This window comes from Actinomyces culturomici (assembly GCF_900499005.1).
In the GTDB taxonomy this organism is placed as follows: Bacteria; Actinomycetota; Actinomycetes; order Actinomycetales; family Actinomycetaceae; genus Pauljensenia; species Pauljensenia culturomici.
Genome location: NZ_LS991316.1, coordinates 944,968 through 964,725 on the forward strand (window position 1 = coordinate 944,968; position 19,758 = coordinate 964,725).

A 19,758-nucleotide genomic window follows, 5' to 3' on the forward strand; every position below is an offset into this window, starting at 1 on the left:
TCTTTCGATCAGGGGCGGTACTGGAGCGAGGTCGGCCGGATCGGGGCGGGGAGCTCCGTGCGGCCGCGGAGGTACTCGTCGACGGAGGCCGCCGCCGAGCGGCCCTCGGCGATCGCCCACACGATGAGCGACTGGCCGCGTCCGGCGTCGCCGGCGACGAAGACGCCCGGCGCGCTCGTCGCCCACGAGTCGTCGCGGACGATGCGCCCTCGCCCATCGACCTCGAGGCCGAGCTGGGAGACGAGGCCGTCCGACTCGACGCCGGTGAAGCCCATCGCGAGGAGGACGAGCTCGGTGGGGATCTCCCGCTCCGTCCCCTCGACCGGGGCGAGGCGCCCGTTCTCCATGCGGACGTCGGTGAGGCGGAGCTTCGCGACGCGTCCCGACTCGTCGCCGACGAGCTCGGCGGTCGACGCGGAGTAGACGCGCTCGCCGCCCTCCTCGTGGGAGGAGGAGACGGTGAAGAGGCGCGGGAACGTCGGCCACGGGTCCTTCGCCGTCCGCTCGGACGGGAGCTTTGGCATGATCTCGAGGCTCGTCACCGAGGCCGCGCCCTGGCGAATCGCCGTGCCGACGCAGTCGGAGCCGGTGTCGCCGCCGCCGATGACGACGACGTGCTTGCCCTTCGCGGAGATGAAGCCCTCGTCGCTCACGCCGAGGACGTGCTTCGTCGAGGCGGTGAGGTACTCGACCGCCTGGTGGATGCCGTCGAGCTCGCGGCCGGCGACCCGCAGATCGCGCCCGACGCGCGAGCCGATCGCGAGGACGACCGCGTCGAAGCGCTCGAGGAGGTCCTCCCCGGTGAGGTCGACGCCGATGCTGACGCCCGAGTGGAAGCGGGTGCCCTCGGCGCGCATCTGCTCGAGGCGGCGATCGAGGACGGACTTCTCGAGCTTGAACTGCGGGATGCCGTAGCGCAGGAGTCCGCCGGGAGCGTCGTCGCGCTCGAAGACCGCGACGGTGTGACCGGCGCGGGTGAGCTGCTGGGCGGCTGCGAGGCCCGCGGGCCCCGAGCCGATGACGGCGACCGTGCGGCCGGTGAGGCGGTGCGGAATCTGCGGGGTGATCGTCCCGGACTCCCACCCGGTGTCGGCGGCGGTCTGCTCGGTGTTGCGGATCGTCACGGGCTCCTGGTTGATGCCGAGGACGCACGCGGACTCGCAGGGGGCCGGGCAGAGGCGCCCCGTGAACTCCGGGAAATTGTTCGTCGCGTGGAGGCGCTCGATCGCGTCGTCCCACCGATCGGAGTACGCGTAGGTGTTCCAATCGGGAATGACGTTGCCGAGCGGGCAGCCCATGTGGCAGAACGGCGTGCCGCAGTCCATGCAGCGCGATGCCTGCTCGGAGACGACGGCGAGGGGCAGGAGGCCGTGGACCTCCGCGTAGTCGCCGACGCGCTCGGCGACGGGTCGGCCCTCGGGGAGCCGGCGCTCGCGGATCTTCAGAAAGCCTCTCGGGTCAGCCATTGGACACCTCCAGAATGTTGCGCCAGAGCTCCGCGTCCTCGCGCGGAGTGCCGTTGGCGTCGGCTTCGGCCAGGAGCTCGGTGACCCTGGCGTAGTGGACGGGCTCGATGCGGGTGAAGCGGGCGAAGGCCGCGGGCAGGTCGGCGAGCAGGCCCTTCGCGACCTCGGAGTCGGTGAGCTCGACGTGGCGCTCGAGAAGGGCGCGCACGCGCTCCGCGTCGGCGTCGGACAGGCCCGTGAACGAGAGGGTCGGGACGACCTGCGCGTTCATGAGGGACCGGTCGAGGTCGAGGAGGTAGGCGACGCCTCCGGACATGCCGGCCGCGATGTTGCGGCCCGTCCTCCCGATGATCAGCACCTCTCCGCCCGTCATGTACTCGAGGGCGTGGTCGCCGGTCCCCTCGACGACGAGCGTCGCGCCGGAGTTGCGGACGCCGAAGCGCTCGCCGACGCGGCCGGAGACGAAGAGCTCGCCGGATGTTGCGCCGTAGCCGAGGACGTTGCCGGCGATCGTGTTCGAGGCGGCCTCGAAGCGCGCGTGCCGGTCGGGGCGGACGGAGACCGTGCCGCCGCACAGGGACTTGCCGACGTAGTCGTTCGCGTCGCCCTCGACGTGGATCGAGACGCCCTGCGGGAGGAAGGCGCCGAGCGACTGGCCCGCCGAACCGGTGAGCGAGATCGTCACGGTGTCCTTGGCGAGGCCGTGGTCGCCGTAGCGTAGCGCGACCTCGTGGCCGAGCATCGTGCCGGTCGTCCGGTCGGTGTTCGCGATCGGCGAGGCGATCGTCACCCTCTCCCCGTTCTCGAGGGCGGGGGTCGCGAGTTTGATGAAGCGGCGATCGAGGACGGAGTCGAGGCCGTGCTCCTGGCCGCGCACGCAGTGGAGCGAGGACCCGGGGCGCGGCTCGATCCGCTGGAAGATCGGCGCGAGGTCGAGGCCCGCCGCCTTCCAGTGGTCGATCGCCTCCCGCGCGTCGAGGAGGTCGACGCGGCCGACGGCCTCGTCGATCGAGCGGAGTCCGAGCTCGGCGAGGAGCTCGCGGACCTGCTCGGCGATGTACGTGAAGAAGGTGATGAGGTACTCGGGCTTGCCGGAGAAGCGGGCGCGCAGCTCGGGGTTCTGCGTCGCGACGCCGACCGGGCACGTGTCCTTCTGGCAGACGCGCATCATGATGCAGCCGGAGACGACGAGCGGGGCGGTCGCGAATCCGAACTCCTCGGCGCCGAGCAGCGCCGCCACGACGACGTCGCGGCCGGTCTTCAGCTGGCCGTCGGCCTGGAGGACGATGCGGTCGCGCAGGTCGCCGAGGACGAGGGTCTGCTGGGCCTCGGCGATGCCGAGCTCCCATGGCGCGCCCGCGTGCTTGAGCGAGGTGAGGGGCGCGGCGCCCGTGCCGCCGTCCGCGCCGGAGATGAGGACGACGTCCGCCCTCGCCTTCGAGACGCCGGCGGCGACCGTGCCGACGCCGACCTCGGAGACGAGCTTGACGTGGACGCGGGCGTCCGGGTTCGAGTTCTTCAAGTCGCTGATGAGCTGCTTGAGGTCCTCAATCGAGTAGATGTCGTGGTGCGGCGGCGGGGAGATGAGCCCGACGCCGGGCGTCGAGTGCCGCTCCTGGGCGACCCAGGGGTAGACCTTGCCGGCCGGGAGCTGACCGCCCTCGCCGGGCTTCGCGCCCTGGGCCATCTTGATCTGGATGTCCTTGGCGTGCGAGAGGTAGTCGGCGGTGACGCCGAAGCGGCCGGAGGCGACCTGCTTGATCGCGGAGTTGCGCAGCGGGTCGCGGAGGCGGTCGGGCGCCTCGCCGCCCTCGCCCGAGTTCGAGCGGGCGCCGAGGGTGTTCATCGCGATCGCCATCGTCTCGTGGGCCTCGCGCGAGATCGACCCGAAGGACATCGCGCCGGTCGCGAAGCGCTTGACGATCTCGGAGACGGGCTCGACCTCCTCGAGCGGCACGGGCTCGACGTCCTCGGTGCGGAATCGCATGAGGCCGCGCAGGGTCATGAGCCGCTTCGATTGGCGGTCGACGCCCTCGGTGTACTCGCGGAACACGTCCCGCGATTCCGAGCGGGTCGCGGTCTGGAGGCGCGCGATGTTCTCGGGGGTGAAGAGGTGTTCCTCGCCCTCGCGCCGCCACTTGTACTCGCCGCCGACGCCGAGCGTGCGGTGGGCGGGCGAGATGCCCGAGGGCGGGTAGGCGACCGCGTGGCGGGCGGCGACCTCTGCGGCGACGACGTCGATGCCGATGCCGCCGAGCGGCGAGGCCGTGCCGGTGAAGTACTCGTCGACGAAGTCCTGCGCGAGGCCGATCGCCTGGAAGACCTGGGCGCCGCAGTACGAGGACACCGTCGAGATGCCCATCTTCGACATCACCTTGAGGACGCCCTTGCCGAGCGCCTTGATGAGGTGGTGGACGGCCTCGTCGGGGGTCGTGTCGCCGAGGCGCCCGGAGCGGGCGAGGTCCTCGACGGACTCCATCGCGAGGTAGGGGGTGACGGCCGAGGCGCCGTAGCCGATGAGGGTCGCGACGTGGTGGACCTCGCGGACGTCGCCCGCCTCGACGACGAGCCCGACCTGAGTGCGGGTGTGGCGGCGCAGGAGGTGGTGGTGGACGGCCGCGGTCGCGAGGAGCGACGGGATCGGCGCCATCTCGGCGTTGGTCTCGCGGTCGGAGAGAACGAGGAAGGAGACGCCCTCCTCGATCGCGGCGTCCGCCTGGGCGCAGACGTCGTCGAGGGCAGCCTTGAGCGCCTCTCCCCCGCCGGAGCACCGGTAGAGGCACGAGAGGGTCCGGGAGGTGAATCCGCGCCCGGCGCGCGCCGACCCGATGTGGGTGAGGCGGGCGAGCTCGTCGGAGTCGAGAACGGGGAAGTCGATGGCGAGCTTGCGCGCGTGCTCGGGCCCGTCCTCGAGGAGGTTCCCCTGCGGTCCGACGACCTGGCGCAGGGAGGTGACGATCTCCTCGCGGATCGCGTCGAGCGGCGGGTTCGTCACCTGCGCGAAGAGCTCCTTGAAGTAGTCGAAGAGGAGGCGGGAGCGGTTGGAGAGGACGGCGAGCGGCGTGTCGGCCCCCATCGAGCCGATCGCCTCGGCGCCGGCGGTCGCCATGGGAGTGAGGATGACGTCGAGGTCCTCCTGCGTGTAGCCGAACTCCTGCTGACGGCGCAGGACCGAGGACCGGGAGTGGTCGACGTGCTCGCGCTCGGGGAGGTCGTCGAGCGAGACGATGCCGTCGGCGAGCCACTGGGCCCAGGGGCCCGCCTTCGCGAGGCCGTCCTTGATCTCGGCGTCGGGGACGACGCGCCCGGCCTCGAGGTCGACGTAGAACATCGAGCCGGGCTCGAGGCGCCCCTTCGCGCGGACGCGGTCCTCCGGGACGTCGATGACGCCGGTCTCGGAGGCGAGGACGACGAGGTCGTCCTCGGTGACGAGCCAGCGCCCGGGGCGCAGGCCGTTGCGGTCGATGACCGCGCCGATGCGGCGCCCGTCGGTGAAGGTGACGGCGGCCGGGCCGTCCCAGGGCTCCATGAGGGTGGAGTGGTAGCGGTAGAAGGCGCGGAGGTCCTCTCCGAGGCGCGGGTCGTTCTCCCAGGCCTGCGGGACCATCATCGCCATCGCGAGCGGCAGCGGGCGGCCGGCGAGGACGAGGAGCTCGAGGACCTCGTCGAGGGAGGCCGAGTCGGAGGCCGTGTCGACGGTGACGGGGAGCAGCCCGTCGAGATCGCCGAGGGCGGGGCTCTCAAGTTTGCCCTCGCGGGCGGCCATCCAGTTGCGGTTGCCGCGCACGGTGTTGATCTCGCCGTTGTGGGCGACCATCCGGAAGGGTTGGGCGAGCGCCCAGGACGGGAAGGTGTTCGTCGAGAAGCGCGAATGGACGAGGGCGAGGCGGCTCGCCATCGCCTCGTGCCTGAGGTCCGGGAAGAAGTCGGGGAGCTGGTAGGGGGTGAGCATCCCCTTGTACACCATCGTCGAGGTCGACAGGCCCGTCATGTAGACGCCGTGGCGGCGCTCGGCCTTGCGGCGCAGGCGGAAGGCGGCGATGTCGAGGTCGCGTCCCGAGCGCGCGGAGTTGCGGTCGGCGACGACGAGCTGGCGGAAGGTCGGCATGGAGCCGCGCGCGGTCGGGCCGATCGGCCCGTCCTCGACGGGGACGTCGCGCCAGGCGAGGACGCGCAGGCCCTCCCCTCGGGCGATCGACTCGACGGCGGCGACGGCGCGCGAGAGCTCGACGCGGCCCTCGGCGGCACCGGGGAGGAAGACGAGGCCGGCGGCGTACGAACCGGGCGCGGGGAGGTCGGCGCGGATCTCCTCGCGGAGGAAGGCGTCGGGCATCTGGATGAGGATGCCCGCACCGTCGCCGGTGTTCTCCTCGGCGCCGACCGCGCCGCGGTGATCGAGGCGCTCGAGGGCGGTGATGCCAGCCTCGACGATCGCGTGCGTCGGGGGCCCGGAGAGGGTCGCGACGAAGGCGACGCCGCACGCGTCGTGCTCGTACGCGGGGTCGTAGAGGCCCACGGGGGCGGCGCCTGGCGAGGTGACGCTCATGTTCTCTCCTCCATCGCGGGCCGGTCCGGAACGACGCTCGTTCGGTAAAGCCCGTGCAAACTCTGGGACAAAGATAAGGCAACTATGCCACGGGCCGCGCAGGAGCCCCTGTGAATCGACCGACATTCGGACATGCGCGTTCGTGTCCGGAAAATCATGCGATACCATTTATTTTGTCGGAACTTGACGAAGTCTTTACTGACGGAGTCGCCCACTCGCTCACCGCATCCACGTGATGGAAGGACGCCACATGTTCACGAGTTCGACCGAGGTCGCGGAGTTCATCGAGAAGGAGTCGATCGAGTACGTCGACGTCCGCTTCTGCGACGTTCCCGGCGTGCAGCAGCACTTCACGATCCCCGCGAAGCAGTTCGTCGACGACGCCATGGAGAACGGCCTCATGTTCGACGGCTCGTCGGTCCGCGGCTTCACCGCGATCCACGAGTCCGACATGAAGCTCATCCCGGACATCACCTCCGCCTTCGTCGACCCCTTCCGCGTCGCGAAGACCCTCGTCGTCAACTTCTCGATCGTCGACCCCTTCACCGACGAGCCCTTCTCCCGCGACCCCCGTCAGGTCGCCGCGAAGGCCGAGGCCTACCTCAAGTCGACGGGCATCGCCGACCAGTGCCTCATCGGCGCCGAGGCCGAGTTCTACCTCTTCTCCGACGTCCGCTATCAGGTGACCCCGAACTCGACCTTCTACAAGGTCGACTCCCCCGAGGCGTGGTGGAACACCGGCGCCGAGGAGGAGGGCGGCAACCGCGGCTACAAGGTCCGGGTCAAGGGCGGCTACTTCCCCGTCTCCCCCCAGGACCAGTACGCCGACGTCCGCGACGAGATGGTCCGCAACCTCACCTCAGTCGGCCTCGACATCGAGCGCGCCCACCACGAGGTCGGCTCCGGCGGCCAGCAGGAGATCAACTACCGCTTCGCCACCCTTCAGAAGGCGGCGGACGACATGATGAAGTTCAAGTACGTCATCAAGAACACCGCCCTCGAGTTCGACCACTCCGCGACCTTCATGCCCAAGCCCCTCTTCGGCGACAACGGCTCGGGCATGCACACCCACCTCTCCCTGTGGAAGGACGGCGAGCCCCTCTTCTACGACGAGCGCGGCTACGGCTCCCTCTCCGACACCGCCCGCTGGTTCATCGGCGGCCTCCTCGAGCACGCCGCGGCGCTCCTCGCGTTCACGAACCCCTCGGTGAACTCGTTCCGCCGCCTCGTCCCCGGCTTCGAGGCGCCGATCAACCTCGTCTACTCGGCCCGCAACCGCTCGGCCTGCATCCGCATCCCCGTCACCGGCACCTCGCCGAAGGCGAAGCGCGTCGAGTACCGCGTCCCGGACCCGTCGGCGAACCCGTACCTCTCCTTCGCCGCCTGCCTCATGGCGGGCATCGACGGCATCAAGCGCCGCATCGAACCGGCCGCCCCGATCGACAAGGACCTCTACGAGCTCCCGCCGGCCGAGTACCAGGACATCGCGAAGCTCCCCTCCTCGCTCGAGGCAGCTCTCGAGGCACTGCGCGAGGACCACGAGTTCCTCACCGAGGGCGACGTCTTCACCCAGGACCTCATCGACACCTGGCTCGACTTCAAGGAGACGAACGAGGTCGCCCCGATGCGCGTCTACCCGCACCCCTACGAGTACCAGCTCTACTACGACCTCTGATCGGCGGGCGCGAGCCCCTCGTCCAGCTCCGGAGCCCCGGCCGTCTCGGCCGGGGCTCCCCCGTTCCCCCTCCGCCTCCCCGGCGCGCGGCCCCGGCCTCGTGAGCATCGCGACGATCCACGAGGGCGCGCCTGCGGGCGGAAGGAGGGAGGAGAAGCTAGGCTCTCCCCAGTTGCTCAAAGTCTTGAACTATCTCGCCGACCGCGGAAGGGGTCCCATGAAGAAGCAGCGCGACGGCTCGTACACGGTGAGACCGAAGTTCTCCGTCCTCCCCTCCGACACCATCCCCTCGCTCCTCGCGGCGCGCGCGAAGGCCCGGCCGAACCAGGTCGCCGTCGAGCAGCGCACGCCCGTCGGCTCGACCCGGCCGATCAGCGCGGGAGAGCTCCAGCGACGCGTCGACGACGCCGCCCGAGGCCTCATCGGACTGGGGATCCGCCGTGGCGACGCCGTCGCGATCCTCGCCGCCACCTCCTACGAATGGATGATCCTCGATCTCTCCCTCCTGTCGATCGGCGCGCTCGCCGTCCCGATCTACGAATCCGACTCGGCCTCCCAGATCGCCCATATCCTCTCCGACGCGAAGGCCGTCCACGTCTTCACGCAGACGTCCCAGCAGGCCGACCTCGTCGAATCCGTCCGCACGCCCGGCATCCGGGCCGTCGATTCCTTCGACCGCGGCGCCATGCGGACCCTCGCGAACGCCGCGCTGCGCATCGGCGCCGATGAACTCGCCCGGCGCAAGTCCGAGGTGTCGAGCGGGGACCTCGCGACGATCATCTACACCTCGGGCACGACCGGCGTTCCCAAGGGCGTCGCCCTCACGCACGCGAACTTCGTCGGCACCGTCTTCTCCGTCAAGCAGGTCCTCGGCGAGGTCGTCGACTCGCCGAGCACGCGCCTCCTCCTCTTCCTCCCCGTCGCCCACGTCCTCGCGCGCTTCGTCATGCACGTCGTCCTCGCCGGGCAGGGCGTCCTCGGGTTCTCGCCGGACATCAAGAACCTCCTCCCGGACATCGCGTCCTTCAAGCCCTCGGTCCTTCTCGTCGTCCCCCGCGTCCTCGAGAAGGTCTACAACGCCGCCTCGGCGAAGGCCGGCAAGGGCGTCAAGGGCCGCCTCTTCGCCTGGTCGGCGAAGCAGTCGCGCAAGTACGCGGTCGCCTCCGAGTCCCTCCTCGGCCCCTCCCCGGCGCTGCGCGCCCGGCACGGCCTCGCGAATTCGCTCGTGCTGAAGAAGGTCCGCAAGGTCCTCGGGCCCAACCTCGAGTACATCGTCTCCGGCGGCGCGCCGCTCGCGACCGACCTCGCACGCTTCTTCTCCGGCATGGGCCTCACCCTCCTCCAGGGCTACGGCCTGTCGGAGACGACCGGCCCCATCGCCGTCCAACTCCCCCGCGAGCGGACCTCCGGCTACGTCGGCCCCGTCCTGCCCGGCAACTCGGTGAAGATCGCGAAGGACGGGGAGATCCTCCTCAAGGGCGTCTCGATCATGCAGGGCTACTACGGGCTGCCCGAGGAGACCGCGCGCGCCCTCGAGGGCGGATGGTTCCACACCGGCGACCTCGGCGCCGTCGACCGCAAGAAGGGCGTGCGGATCACCGGTCGCAAGAAGGAGCTCATCGTCACGGCTGGAGGCAAGAACGTCTCCCCCGAGATCCTCGAGGACGCCCTCGCCACCCACCCCCTTCTCGCGAACGTCGTCGTGGTCGGCGACCAGCGCCCCTACATCGGCGCACTCTTCACCCTCGACCACGACATGCTCCCCACCTGGCTCGCCAATCACGGGCTCCCCGCCGTCGACGCCGCCCGCGCCGCCGAGCTCCCCGAGGTCCGCACCTCCCTCGAGAAGGCCGTCGCGAAGGCGAACAAGGCGGTGTCGCGCGCGGAGTCGATCCGGCGCTTCCGGATCATCGACGCCGCCTTCACGGTGGAGAATGGGTACATGACCCCCTCGCTCAAGCTCAAGCGGTCGGCCGTGCTCGCGGACTACGCCCACGAGGTCGACGCGCTCTACGCCGAGGGCGAGAAGACGAAGAAGAGGACACGATGACACTCCGTCACATCGACGCGACCACCTGGGAGAACCCCGCGACCCGCGAGGCGGAGCCCGACTGGAACCTCCCCGCGATGATCCGCAGGCGCGCGCAGGCCCACCCCGGGCAGATCGCCATCGAGCGGCGCAACGCGGTCGGCGAGTGGCGGCCCATGACGATCGACGAGTTCGTCCGCCGCATCGACGACGCGGCGCGCGGACTCATCGGGCTCGGCCTCGAGGCCGGATCGCACGTCGCGATCCTCGCGCCGACGTCCTTCGAGTGGGCCCTCATCGATCTTGCGTGCCTCGCATGCGGCGCCGTCACCGTGCCGATCTACGAGACCGACTCGGCCGCGCAGATCCAGCACATCCTCGCCGACTCCCAGATCTCCCTCGTCTTCACCGCGACCTCGCAGCAGGCCGACCTCGTCCGCTCGGTCGCCGACCCCGCGCTTCGGATCATGTCGCTCGACCGGGGCGCCGAGCGCGAGCTCTCCGCCGCCTCGCGCGGCATCGCGCTCGCCGACGTCGAGGCGCGGCGCGCCCTTCGCGGCCTCGACGACGTCGCGACGATCATCTACACCTCGGGAACGACGGGAGTTCCCAAGGGCATCGAGCTCACGCACGGGAACTTCATCGAGTCCTTCATCCAGGCCTACGACTTCCTCCCCGAGCTCATCGACTCCCCGAAGTCGCGCTCGCTCCTCTTCCTCCCCGTCGCCCACTCGCTCGCGCGCTTCGTCATGTACGCGCTCCTCGCAGGCCAGGGCCGAGTCGCCTTCGCCCCCGACACGCGCAATCTCCTCACCGACATCGCGACCTTCAAGCCGACGATGCTCCTCGTCGTCCCCCGCGTCCTCGAGAAGGTCTACAACTCGGCGACCGCGAAGGCGGGGCACGGCTTCAAGGGCTCGGTGTTCGCGTGGGCGACCCGCCAGGCGAAGGAGCTCTCCCGGGCGACGGCCTACTCGGCCGCCCCGAGGATCGAGTCCTCCCCCGGCGTCGACGTCCCCTCCGAGCGCACGGGCGCGATCCCCGATCGCTCGGTCGCCGGCTCCCCCGGTCCCTCCTTCGGCCTGTCGGCGCGCGTGCGCGTCGCCGACGCCCTCGCCCTGCGCAAGGTCAAGCAGGCGCTCGGGCCGAACCTCCACACAATCATCTGCGGCGGCGCGCCGCTCGCGGCCGATCTCGCCCACTTCTACCGCGGTCTCGGGATCACGCTCCTCCAGGGCTACGGCCTCTCCGAGACGACCGGCCCGATCGCCGTCGAGTGGCCATCCGACTTCCCGCCGGACTCGGTCGGCTTCCCCTGGCCGGGGAACACGATCCGGATCGCCGAGGACGGGGAGATCCTCCTCAAGGGAGTCTCGGTGACGAAGGGCTATCACAACCTCCCGGAGGAGACCGCCGAGGCCTTCGTCGACGGCTGGTTCCGCTCCGGCGACCTCGGCGCCATCGACGAGACGGGGCACCTGCGCATCACCGGCCGCAAGAAGGAGCTCATCGTCACCGCGGGCGGGAAGAACGTCTCCCCCGAGGTCCTCGAGGACTCCCTCCAGACGCACCCGCTCATCTCGACGGTCATCGTCGTCGGCGATCAGCGCCCCTACATCGGCGCCCTCATCACGCTCGACCCGGAGATGCTCCCCCTGTGGCTCGCCTCCAAGGGCGTCGAGGGGGCCGACCCGGCGACCGCCGCGGACCTCCCGATCGTCCGCCAGTCGCTCGAGCGGGCCATCGCCCGCGCCAACGAGAAGGTCTCGCGCGCCGAGTCGATCCGCCGTTACCGGATCGTCAACGCCGCCTTCACCGTGGAGAACGGCTACCTCACCCCCTCGCTCAAGCTCAAGCGCCGCGCGGTCCTCCGCGACTTCGCGCACGAGGTCGACGCCCTCTACGCGGACGGCCAGAAGGAGGGCCCGCGGTCATGAGCGCGCGTCCCGTCGCCCTCGTCACCGGTGCGACCCGCGGGCTCGGCGCCGCGATCGCCGCCGCCCTCGCCCCGACGCATCGCCTCATCATCGGCGGACGATCGTCAGACTCCGTCGAGCCCGCCCTCGCCCTCTCCCCCGACGCGATCCCCCTCGTCGCGGATCTCGTGGACGAGGACGCCCTCGCCGCCGCCCTCGAGGCGGCGCTCGGGGAGGCCGGCCGTCTCGACGTCCTCGTCAACAACGCGGGCGTGGGCCGCAAGGCGACGATCGAGGAGACCGACCGCGCCGAGTGGCGCCGCGTCCTCGAGACGAACGTCGTCGCGGTCGCCGACCTCACCCGACGGGTCCTCCCGCTTCTGCGCGAGTCCTTCGGGACGGTCGTCATGGTGAACTCCGGGGCGGGCGTGCGCGTCTACCCGTCCGACGCCGCGTACTGCGTGTCGAAGTGGGCGCTGAAGTCCTTCACCGACTGCCTGCGCGAGGCCGAGCGCGGCCGGGTCCGCGTCGTCTCGCTCCACCCGGGCCGGATCGACACGGACATGCAGGTGGAGATGCAGGCCCAGGCGGGTCGGCCCTACCGGCCCGAGGAGCACATGCGCGCCTCGGACGTCGCGGCCGCCGTGCGCCTCGCCGTCGATCTGCCCTCATCGACGAACCTCGACGAGATCCACATCCGGACGACGGAGGCGAAGCCCCCGCGCGCCTGACCCCGCCCGCCGAGAGCATCACCTTCCTTCGCCGAGAGCATCACCTTTGCCCGCCGAGAGCATCACTTCTCCCGCGACGACCGCCTCTCGGCGTCCTTCGCGAGCACGTCCTTGAGGAATTCGCCGGTGAAGGAGCCGGGCACGGTCGCGACCTGCTCGGGAGTCCCCTCGGCGACGACGAGTCCGCCGCCGGCCCCGCCCTCGGGCCCCATGTCGATGATCCAGTCGGCGGACTTCACGACGTCGAGGTTGTGCTCGATGACGATCACCGTGTTCCCCTTGTCGACGAGCGACTGGAGGACGAGGAGGAGCTTGCGGATGTCCTCGGAGTGCAGGCCGGTCGTCGGCTCGTCGAGGACGTAGACGGTGCGCCCGGTCGAGCGGCGCTGGAGCTCAGAGGCGAGTTTGACGCGCTGCGCCTCGCCGCCGGACAGGGTCGTCGCCGACTGGCCGAGGCGAACGTACCCGAGGCCCACCTCGACGAGCGTGTTGAGATGCCGCGCGATCCGGGTGATCGGCGCGAAGAACTCGGCGGCCTCGGCGACCGGCATGTCGAGGACGTCGGCGACCGACTTCCCCTTGTAAAGGATCTCGAGGGTCTCGCGGTTGTACCGGGCGCCGTGGCAGACCTCGCAGGGGACGTAGACGTCGGGGAGGAAGTTCATCTCGATGCGCAGCGTGCCGTCGCCCTTGCACGCCTCGCAGCGACCGCCCTTGACGTTGAAGGAGAAGCGGCCGGGGCCGTAGCCGCGGACCTTCGCCTCGGGGGTCTCGGCGAAGAGCTTGCGAATCGAGTCCCACACGCCCGTGTAGGTCGCGGGGTTCGAGCGGGGCGTCCGCCCGATCGGCGACTGGTCGACGTGGACGACCTTGTCGAGGTGCTCGGTGCCCGCGATCGAGCGGTGGCGGCCGGGCACGAGGCGCGCCCCGTTGAGGCGCGAGGCGAGCGAACGGTAGAGGATCGAGTTGACGAGGGTCGACTTGCCCGATCCGGAGACGCCGGTGACGGCGACGAAGCATCCGAGCGGGAAGTCGACGGTGACGTCGCGAAGGTTGTGCTCGCGCGCGCCCTTGACGGTGAGGACGCGCGAGAGGTCGACGGGCCGCCGCGTTGCGGGCGCGCGGATCGCACGGCGCCCCGAGAGGTAGTCGCCGGTGATCGACTTCGTGTTCGTCTTCAGCTCCTCGAGGGTGCCGGAGTGCACGACCCAGCCGCCCGCCTCGCCGGCGCCGGGCCCGATGTCGACGATCCAGTCGGCGGCCTCCATCGTCTCCTCATCGTGCTCGACGACGATGAGCGTGTTCCCGAGGTCGCGCAGACGCTTGAGCGTCTCGATGAGCTTGCGGTTGTCTCTCTGGTGGAGGCCGATCGACGGCTCGTCGAGGACGTAGAGGACGCCGACGAGGCCGGAGCCGATCTGCGTGGCGAGTCGGATGCGCTGGGCTTCGCCGCCCGACAGGGTCCCCGCGGCGCGCGAGAGCGTGAGGTAGGTGAGGCCGACGTCGACGAGGAAGTCGAGGCGCGCGCGGATCTCCTGGAGGATGGGCGCGGCGATCGCGGCGGCGCGCACGTCGAGCTCGAGGTCGGCGAGATGCGCGCGCGCGTCGGTGATCGAGAGATCGGAGAGCTCGGCGATCGAGAGGCCGCCGACCGTGACGGCGAGGACCTCGGGGCGCAGGCGCGCCCCCTTGCAGACGGGGCAGGGGATCTCGCGCATGTAGGCGTCGAGCTTCTCCGTCACCCACTCCGACTCGGTCTCCTGGCGCTTGCGCTCGATGTAGGCGACGGCCCCCTCGAAGCCGGTCGTGTAGGAGCGCTCGCGCCCCCACCGGTTCCGGAACTTCACCTGGACCTCGTAGTCCTTGCCGAAGAGGATCGCGTCGCGAACCTCGGGGGCGAGGTCCTTCCACGGGGTCTTCAGCGAGAATCCGAGCTCCTTGGAGAGGGAGGCGAGGAGGCGCTTGTGGTAGGAGAAGTTCGAGTTCCACGAGATGACCGCCCCATCCTCGAGGCTGAGCTCCTCGTCGGGGACGACGAGGTCGGGGTCAACCTCGAGGCGGGTGCCGAGGCCGGTGCACTCGGGGCAGGCGCCGTAGGGGGCGTTGAAGGAGAAGGTCCGCGGCTCGATCTCCTCAAGGGCGAGCGGGTGGTCGTTCGGGCAGGAGCGCTTCTCCGAGTAGCGGCGGCGCCGCTCGGGGTCGTCCTCGGGGAGGTCGACGCAGTCGATGACGACGAGGCCGTCGGAGAGGCGCAGCGCCGTCTCGACGGAGTCGGTGAGGCGCTGGCGCATGCCGGAGCGGACGACGAGGCGGTCGACGACGACCTCGATCGTGTGGCGGAGCTTCTTCTCGAGGACGGGGGCGTTCTCGAGGCGGACGGCCTCCCCGTCGATGATCGCGCGCGTGAAGCCGGAGGTCTTGAGCTCGTCGATGAGGTCCTGGTACTCGCCCTTGCGGCCGCGGACGACCGGGGAGAGCACCTGGAAGCGGGTCCCCTCGTCCATCGCGCGGACGCGGTCGACGATCTGCTGGGGAGTCTGCGCCTGGATGAGGGCGCCGCAGGCCGGGCAGTGGGCGGTGCCGGCGCGCGCGTAGAGGAGGCGCAGGTAGTCGTGGATCTCGGTGATCGTGCCGACGGTGGAGCGCGGGTTGCGCGAGGTCGACTTCTGATCGATGGAGACCGCGGGCGAGAGGCCCTCGATGAAGTCGACGTCGGGCTTGTCCATCTGCCCGAGGAACTGTCGGGCGTAGGAGGAGAGCGATTCGACGTAGCGCCGCTGCCCCTCGGCGAAGATCGTGTCGAAGGCGAGGGAGGACTTGCCGGAGCCCGACAGACCGGTGAAGACGATCATGGCGTCGCGCGGCAGTTCGAGGCGCACGTCCTTGAGGTTGTGCTCGCGGGCGCCCGAGATGAGGAGAGAGTCGTGCACGCCCCGATCCTACCCGCGGGAGCGCCGGGATGTCGTACAGGTGTTCCATCGCGGAGCGAGTGTGATCACTGGCATCATGGTCCCATGAGCCTTTACGTGATCGAGTACGCGTACGACCACTCCCTCGAGTCCCTCATCCAGGACTTCCGGCCGGCGCACCGTCAGTTCCTCCGCCGTCTCCACTCCGAGGGCCGCCTCATCGCCTCCGGCTTCCTCCGCGACGGCCAGTCGAACGACGCGCTCATCATCCTCACCGCTTCCTCGGCGCACAGGGTCGAGGAGATCCTCGCCGACGACCCCTTCGAGGTCAACGGCTTCATCCTCTCGAAGCGCATCCGCGAGTGGGTGCCGACGATCGGCATCGGCGCCGAGGGCTTCGCGACGGAATTCCCCATCTCCTGACCCCTCCCAATTCACGAGGACGGGGCGGCGAGCCCTCGCGCGCTGGCGCTGATCGGCCTACCGTGGAGTCATGGCTCACTTCGCGATCTTCTACGACTACGATCCGACTCTCACGGAGACGATGGACGAGGTCCGTCCGCTCCACCGCGCCTACCTCACGGGGCTGAAGGACCGGGGCCTCAACGTCGCCTCCGGCCCGCTCGGCGACGGCGCGCCCGGCGCCCTTCTGATCTTCGAGGCGGAGTCCGCCGACGAGGTTGCCGCCCTCCTCGACGAGGACCCCTTCATGAAGGCGGGCGTCATCCTCACCCGGACGATCCGTTCCTGGAATCCGGTGATCTCCCGGTATTGATCCCTCGCGAACCCATTCGGCACGGCGGTCGGGGCCCACGGGCCCCGACCGTTCGCGCATCCGGGCGACTCCTCGCTAGCGCGCGGCTCCGGCCGCCTCGGCGCGCGCGTGGATGCGCCCGTGGTAGAGCTGGTGGGCGAGCTCGACGACGAGTCCGGCGACGAGTCCAGCGACGAGGATCGCCGCCCATTGCGGTCCGGTCGGTGTCTCGAGCGCGAAGAAGGTCCGGATGAAGGGGATGAGGACCCCCGCGACGGCGGCGCCCGCCATGGCCGCGAGGAGCCCGATGCGCCAGCCGACGAGCGGGCGGGCGGTGACGGACAGGAGCCAGAGCGCCCCGATCATCAGCGCGAGCGTCGCGGCGGTCCGCCCGCCGGTCGTATTCGGCCCGACGACCAGGTAGGCCCCGAGGGCCGCTCCCCCGAGCGCGATCCCCGCGGGCACGGCGAGCGCGAGCGTCCGGTGGAGGAAGCCGGGGACGTAGCGACGGGCGTTGGGGGCGAGGGCGAGGACGAAGGCGGGGATCCCGATCGTGAAGGCGTCGATGTACGTGTAGTGGCGCGGAAGGAAGGTGTAGGGCAGGGCGAGGACCGCGCAGGCGAGCACGAGGAGCGCCGCGTACACGGTCTTCGCGAGGAACAGCGCGGAGACGCGCTCCATGTTCGCGATGATCCGCCGTCCCTCGGCGACGACGCCGGGGAGGGTGGCGAACTTCGAGTCGACGAGGACGAGCTGGGCGACCGCCTTCGTCGCCTGCGCGCCGTTGCCCATCGCGATCCCGAGGTCGGAGTCCTTGAGGGCGAGCGCGTCGTTCACGCCGTCGCCGGTCATCGCGACGCAGTGGCCGTTCGCCTGGAGGGCCTGGACCATGGCGCGCTTCTGCTCGGGGGTGACGCGCCCGAAGACGTCGGTCTCCTCGACGATCCGCGCGAACTCGTCGGAGAGGGTGTCGGCGGGCAGGTCGCGGGCGTCTCGCGCGACGAGGTCGGATCCGTCGTTCACGAGGCCGGCCCGCTGCGCGAGCGCGCCGACGGTGACGGGGTTGTCGCCGGAGATGACGCGCACCCGCACGCCCTGTGCGCGGAAGTACTCGAGGGTCTCGGCGGCGTCGGAGCGCAGTTCCTCCTCGAGGACGGCGACGCCGACGACCTCGCGCGCCTCCGGCAGTTCCTCCGACTCGCCCGAATCACTGGCCTTCGCGAGGACGACGACGCGCAGGCCCGAACCCGCCGCTTGCGCGACGATCTCGTCGAAGGGCGTCGGAGCGCCCGCGCCGAGGATCTCCGGGGCTCCCAGGTACCACGCCGTCCCGCCCGACGCGAGGGCGGACCACTTGCGGGCGGAGGAGAAGGGCACCGCCCAGTCGATCGGACTTCCCGCATCGGGGGCTCCGACCTCGTCGGCGATGGCGATGGCGGTGGCGTTCGTGCGGTCGGCGACGAGCGCGGCGAGGGCGGGCGCGCACTCCCCCGGCCCGTCCGCGTACCGGATCTCCCGGCATCGGATCCGCCCCGTCGTCAGCGTGCCCGTCTTGTCGACGCACAGAGCGTCGACGCGGGCGAGTACCTCGACGGCCGCGAGCTCTTGGACGAGGACGCCGCGCCTGGCGAGCGTCGCGGAGCCGATCGCGAAGTTGAGGGAGGTGAGGAGGACGAGTCCCTGCGGGATCATTCCGACGACGCTCGCGACGGCGAGGACGATCGCGCCGCGCCAGCCGCCCTGATCGCCGGCGATCCGGGTCTGCGACCAGAGGGTGAGGAGGACGATCGGGACGAGGAGCGTCGAGACGACGCGCAGGACCCGATCGATGCTCTCCTGGATCTGTGAGACGGTCCGCGTGTAGGCGCGGGCGCGGCGTGCGAGGTCCTGGGCGTACGTGGCGCCTCCGACCTTGCGCGCGACGATCCGGGCGGATCCGGCGACGACCGAGGTGCCCGCGAGGACGGGCTCGCCCGCCTTCTTCTTGACGGGCGTCGACTCGCCGGTGAGGAGGGACTCGTCGACCTCGAGGCCGGAGGAGTCGAGGACGTCGCCGTCGACGCAGATCTGGTCGCCGAGCCCGAGGACGAGGACGTCGTCGAGGACGACCTCGTCGGTGCGCAGGACCCGCTGCTCGCCGTCGCGCAGGGCCGTCGCCGTCGGGGCGTCGACGATCGCGAGGGCGTCGAGGGTGCGCTTCGCGCGGAGCTCGGAGACGATGCCGATGATCGCATTGAGGATCATCACGCCGCCGAAGACGACGTCCTGGAGGTGCCCGAAGAGGAGGACGAGGACGGCCGCGCCGACGAGGATCGCGTTGAAGAGCGTGAGGACGTTCTCCCTCACGATCGAGCGGACGGACCGGGAGGTACGCGAGACGACCGCGTTGGCCTCCCCCCGTTCGACGCGCTCGCGCGCCTCGTTCGACGTCAGTCCGCGCATCGCGGGCTCGGTCATGAGTCCTCCTTCGGGTCGGTTCCCCCGACCTTACCGGGCGACCTCCTCGAGCGCGGCGCGTCGGGCGTCCTTGCGGGTCTTGAGGAGCGAGGCGGTGACCGTGATGCCGATCGTCACGAGGATGACCGCGAGGGACTCGATGATCCCGACCTCCGGCGCCCACTCGAAGCCGCGGCCGCCGTTGATGAAGACGAGGGTGTTCTCGTGCATCGCGTGGAAGACGAGCTTGAAGCCGATGAAGGCGAGGATGACCGCGAGGCCGTAGTTGAGGTAGACGAGGCGCGAGAGGAGCCCGTCGACGAGGAAGAAGAGCTGGCGGAGGCCGAGGAGCGCGAAGGCGTTGCAGGCGAAGACGAGGTAGGGCTCGTGGGTGAGGCCGAAGATCGCCGGAATCGAGTCGAAGGCGAACATGAGGTCCGCGGTGCCGAGGGCGAAGACGACGAGGAGCATCGGCGTGAGGTAGGTCCGGCCGCCGTGGCGGTGGAGGAACTTCTGACCCATGAAGCCGTCGGTCACCGGGAAGATCCGGCGGACCATGCGGACCATCTTGTTCTCGCGGTACTCCTCTTCCTCCTCCGCTTCGTCCTCGCGCGCCGAGCGCAGCTGCGTGGCCGCCGTGTAGAGGAGCCAGGCGCCGAAGAGGAAGAACACCCAGGAGAAGCGCTCGACGAGAGCGGCGCCCATGAGGATGAAGACGAGTCGCAGGACGAGGGCGATGACGATGCCGAAGAGGAGCGCCTTCTGCTGGTACTCGCGCGGCACGCGGAACGCCGAGAGGATGAGGATGAAGACGAAGAGGTTGTCGACGCTCAGCGACCACTCGGTCACCCATCCGGCGTAGAACTCGGCCGCGTACACGCCGCCGTAGATCCCCCAGATGAGGAGGCCGAACAGGAGCGCGAGGCCGATGTAGCCGAAGGTCCAGCGGGTCGCCTCGCGCACCGTCGGCGGGTGCGGGGTGCGGACGTGCCCGAGGACGTCGATGGTGATGAGGACGAGGACGACGATGGCGAGGCCGAGCCAGCCGAGGGCGTGAACGTGCACGGTGTGGGAACCCCTTAGAGGTACGAGCGTATGGGCGAGGTCTCTTCCCACCCGAACGGGCCGCCGACCCGAGCATTGCTCGTTCCCAACGCCGTGATGACGAATCGGCAGTTCACGGGATTACTCCCCTCGGGCACGAGTCTACCCGTACCCGAGGCGGATGACGCGAACGGAACGCGCCTGTGGACGCGGCGAATCTCACTCGCCGCCGTGCGCCGCTCGGGCGCGGCC

General features: G+C 70.4%; 11 protein-coding genes. 6 read left to right on the top strand and 5 right to left on the bottom strand.

Annotated elements, in window-relative coordinates:
- Positions 1-8: 8 nt before the first annotated feature.
- Both DY157_RS04100 and gltB read right to left on the bottom strand, forming a co-directional pair.
- Positions 9-1,466: a glutamate synthase subunit beta gene (locus tag DY157_RS04100; RefSeq protein WP_115727347.1), complete on the bottom strand. Its 1,458-nt coding sequence runs from the start codon at positions 1,464-1,466 to the stop codon at positions 9-11.
- A complete protein-coding gene (gltB, locus tag DY157_RS04105; protein WP_115727348.1) occupies positions 1,459-6,012 on the bottom strand; it encodes a glutamate synthase large subunit in 4,554 nt (1,517 codons plus the stop codon). Before gltB ends, DY157_RS04100 begins: the two co-directional genes overlap by 8 nt.
- Positions 6,013-6,262: 250 nt before the next feature.
- On the opposite strand from gltB, the gene glnA reads away from it, so the two are divergent.
- The 4 genes from glnA (at position 6,263) to DY157_RS04125 (ending at position 12,363) form a co-directional block, all read left to right on the top strand.
- Positions 6,263-7,687 carry a type I glutamate--ammonia ligase gene (glnA, locus tag DY157_RS04110; RefSeq protein WP_115727349.1) on the top strand — a complete coding sequence of 475 codons (1,425 nt, stop codon included), beginning with the start codon at positions 6,263-6,265 and terminating at the stop codon, positions 7,685-7,687.
- Positions 7,688-7,904: 217 nt separating this feature from the next.
- Positions 7,905-9,737 (top strand): AMP-dependent synthetase/ligase, encoded by a 1,833-nt coding sequence (locus DY157_RS04115; protein ID WP_115727350.1) that lies wholly within the window; start codon positions 7,905-7,907, stop codon positions 9,735-9,737.
- On the top strand, positions 9,734-11,653 hold the full coding sequence (locus DY157_RS04120) for an AMP-dependent synthetase/ligase (protein ID WP_115727351.1): 1,920 nt from the start codon (positions 9,734-9,736) through the stop codon (positions 11,651-11,653). Before DY157_RS04115 ends, DY157_RS04120 begins: the two co-directional genes overlap by 4 nt.
- Positions 11,650-12,363, top strand: a complete 714-nt coding sequence (locus DY157_RS04125) for an SDR family oxidoreductase (RefSeq protein ID WP_115727352.1) — start codon at positions 11,650-11,652, stop codon at positions 12,361-12,363. Before DY157_RS04120 ends, DY157_RS04125 begins: the two co-directional genes overlap by 4 nt.
- Before the next feature lie 62 nt (positions 12,364-12,425).
- Here the strand turns inward: DY157_RS04125 and uvrA are convergent, their stop codons facing one another.
- Positions 12,426-15,293 (bottom strand): excinuclease ABC subunit UvrA, encoded by a 2,868-nt coding sequence (uvrA, locus tag DY157_RS04130; protein WP_115727353.1) that lies wholly within the window; start codon positions 15,291-15,293, stop codon positions 12,426-12,428.
- A gap of 84 nt (positions 15,294-15,377) precedes the next feature.
- Between uvrA and DY157_RS04135 the strand changes: the two genes are divergently transcribed.
- A complete protein-coding gene (locus tag DY157_RS04135) occupies positions 15,378-15,695 on the top strand; it encodes a YciI family protein (protein WP_115727354.1) in 318 nt (105 codons plus the stop codon).
- A 70-nt stretch (positions 15,696-15,765) separates the two neighbouring features.
- A complete protein-coding gene (locus DY157_RS04140) occupies positions 15,766-16,047 on the top strand; it encodes a YciI family protein (protein ID WP_115727355.1) in 282 nt (93 codons plus the stop codon).
- Between the two features lie 75 nt (positions 16,048-16,122).
- Here DY157_RS04140 and DY157_RS04145 read toward each other — a convergent pair whose 3' ends face one another.
- Complete coding sequence (locus DY157_RS04145; protein ID WP_115727356.1) at positions 16,123-18,483, bottom strand: HAD-IC family P-type ATPase; 2,361 nt, start codon at positions 18,481-18,483, stop codon at positions 16,123-16,125.
- 30 nt (positions 18,484-18,513) lie between these two features.
- Positions 18,514-19,527, bottom strand: coding sequence for a TerC/Alx family metal homeostasis membrane protein (locus DY157_RS04150; protein WP_115727357.1), 1,014 nt, complete (start codon positions 19,525-19,527; stop codon positions 18,514-18,516).
- Positions 19,528-19,758: the final 231 nt, after the last annotated feature.

What these genes read in the sequence shown, in the direction of transcription:
- DY157_RS04100 (WP_115727347.1), bottom strand. Translation starts at nt 1,466, where the DNA reads ATGGCTGACCCGAGAGGCTTTCTGAAGATCCGCGAGCGCCGGCTCCCC.
- gltB (WP_115727348.1), bottom strand. Translation starts at nt 6,012, where the DNA reads ATGAGCGTCACCTCGCCAGGCGCCGCCCCCGTGGGCCTCTACGACCCC.
- glnA (WP_115727349.1), top strand. Translation starts at nt 6,263, where the DNA reads ATGTTCACGAGTTCGACCGAGGTCGCGGAGTTCATCGAGAAGGAGTCG.
- DY157_RS04115 (WP_115727350.1), top strand. Translation starts at nt 7,905, where the DNA reads ATGAAGAAGCAGCGCGACGGCTCGTACACGGTGAGACCGAAGTTCTCC.
- DY157_RS04120 (WP_115727351.1), top strand. Translation starts at nt 9,734, where the DNA reads ATGACACTCCGTCACATCGACGCGACCACCTGGGAGAACCCCGCGACC.
- DY157_RS04125 (WP_115727352.1), top strand. Translation starts at nt 11,650, where the DNA reads ATGAGCGCGCGTCCCGTCGCCCTCGTCACCGGTGCGACCCGCGGGCTC.
- DY157_RS04135 (WP_115727354.1), top strand. Translation starts at nt 15,378, where the DNA reads ATGAGCCTTTACGTGATCGAGTACGCGTACGACCACTCCCTCGAGTCC.
- DY157_RS04140 (WP_115727355.1), top strand. Translation starts at nt 15,766, where the DNA reads ATGGCTCACTTCGCGATCTTCTACGACTACGATCCGACTCTCACGGAG.
- DY157_RS04145 (WP_115727356.1), bottom strand. Translation starts at nt 18,483, where the DNA reads ATGACCGAGCCCGCGATGCGCGGACTGACGTCGAACGAGGCGCGCGAG.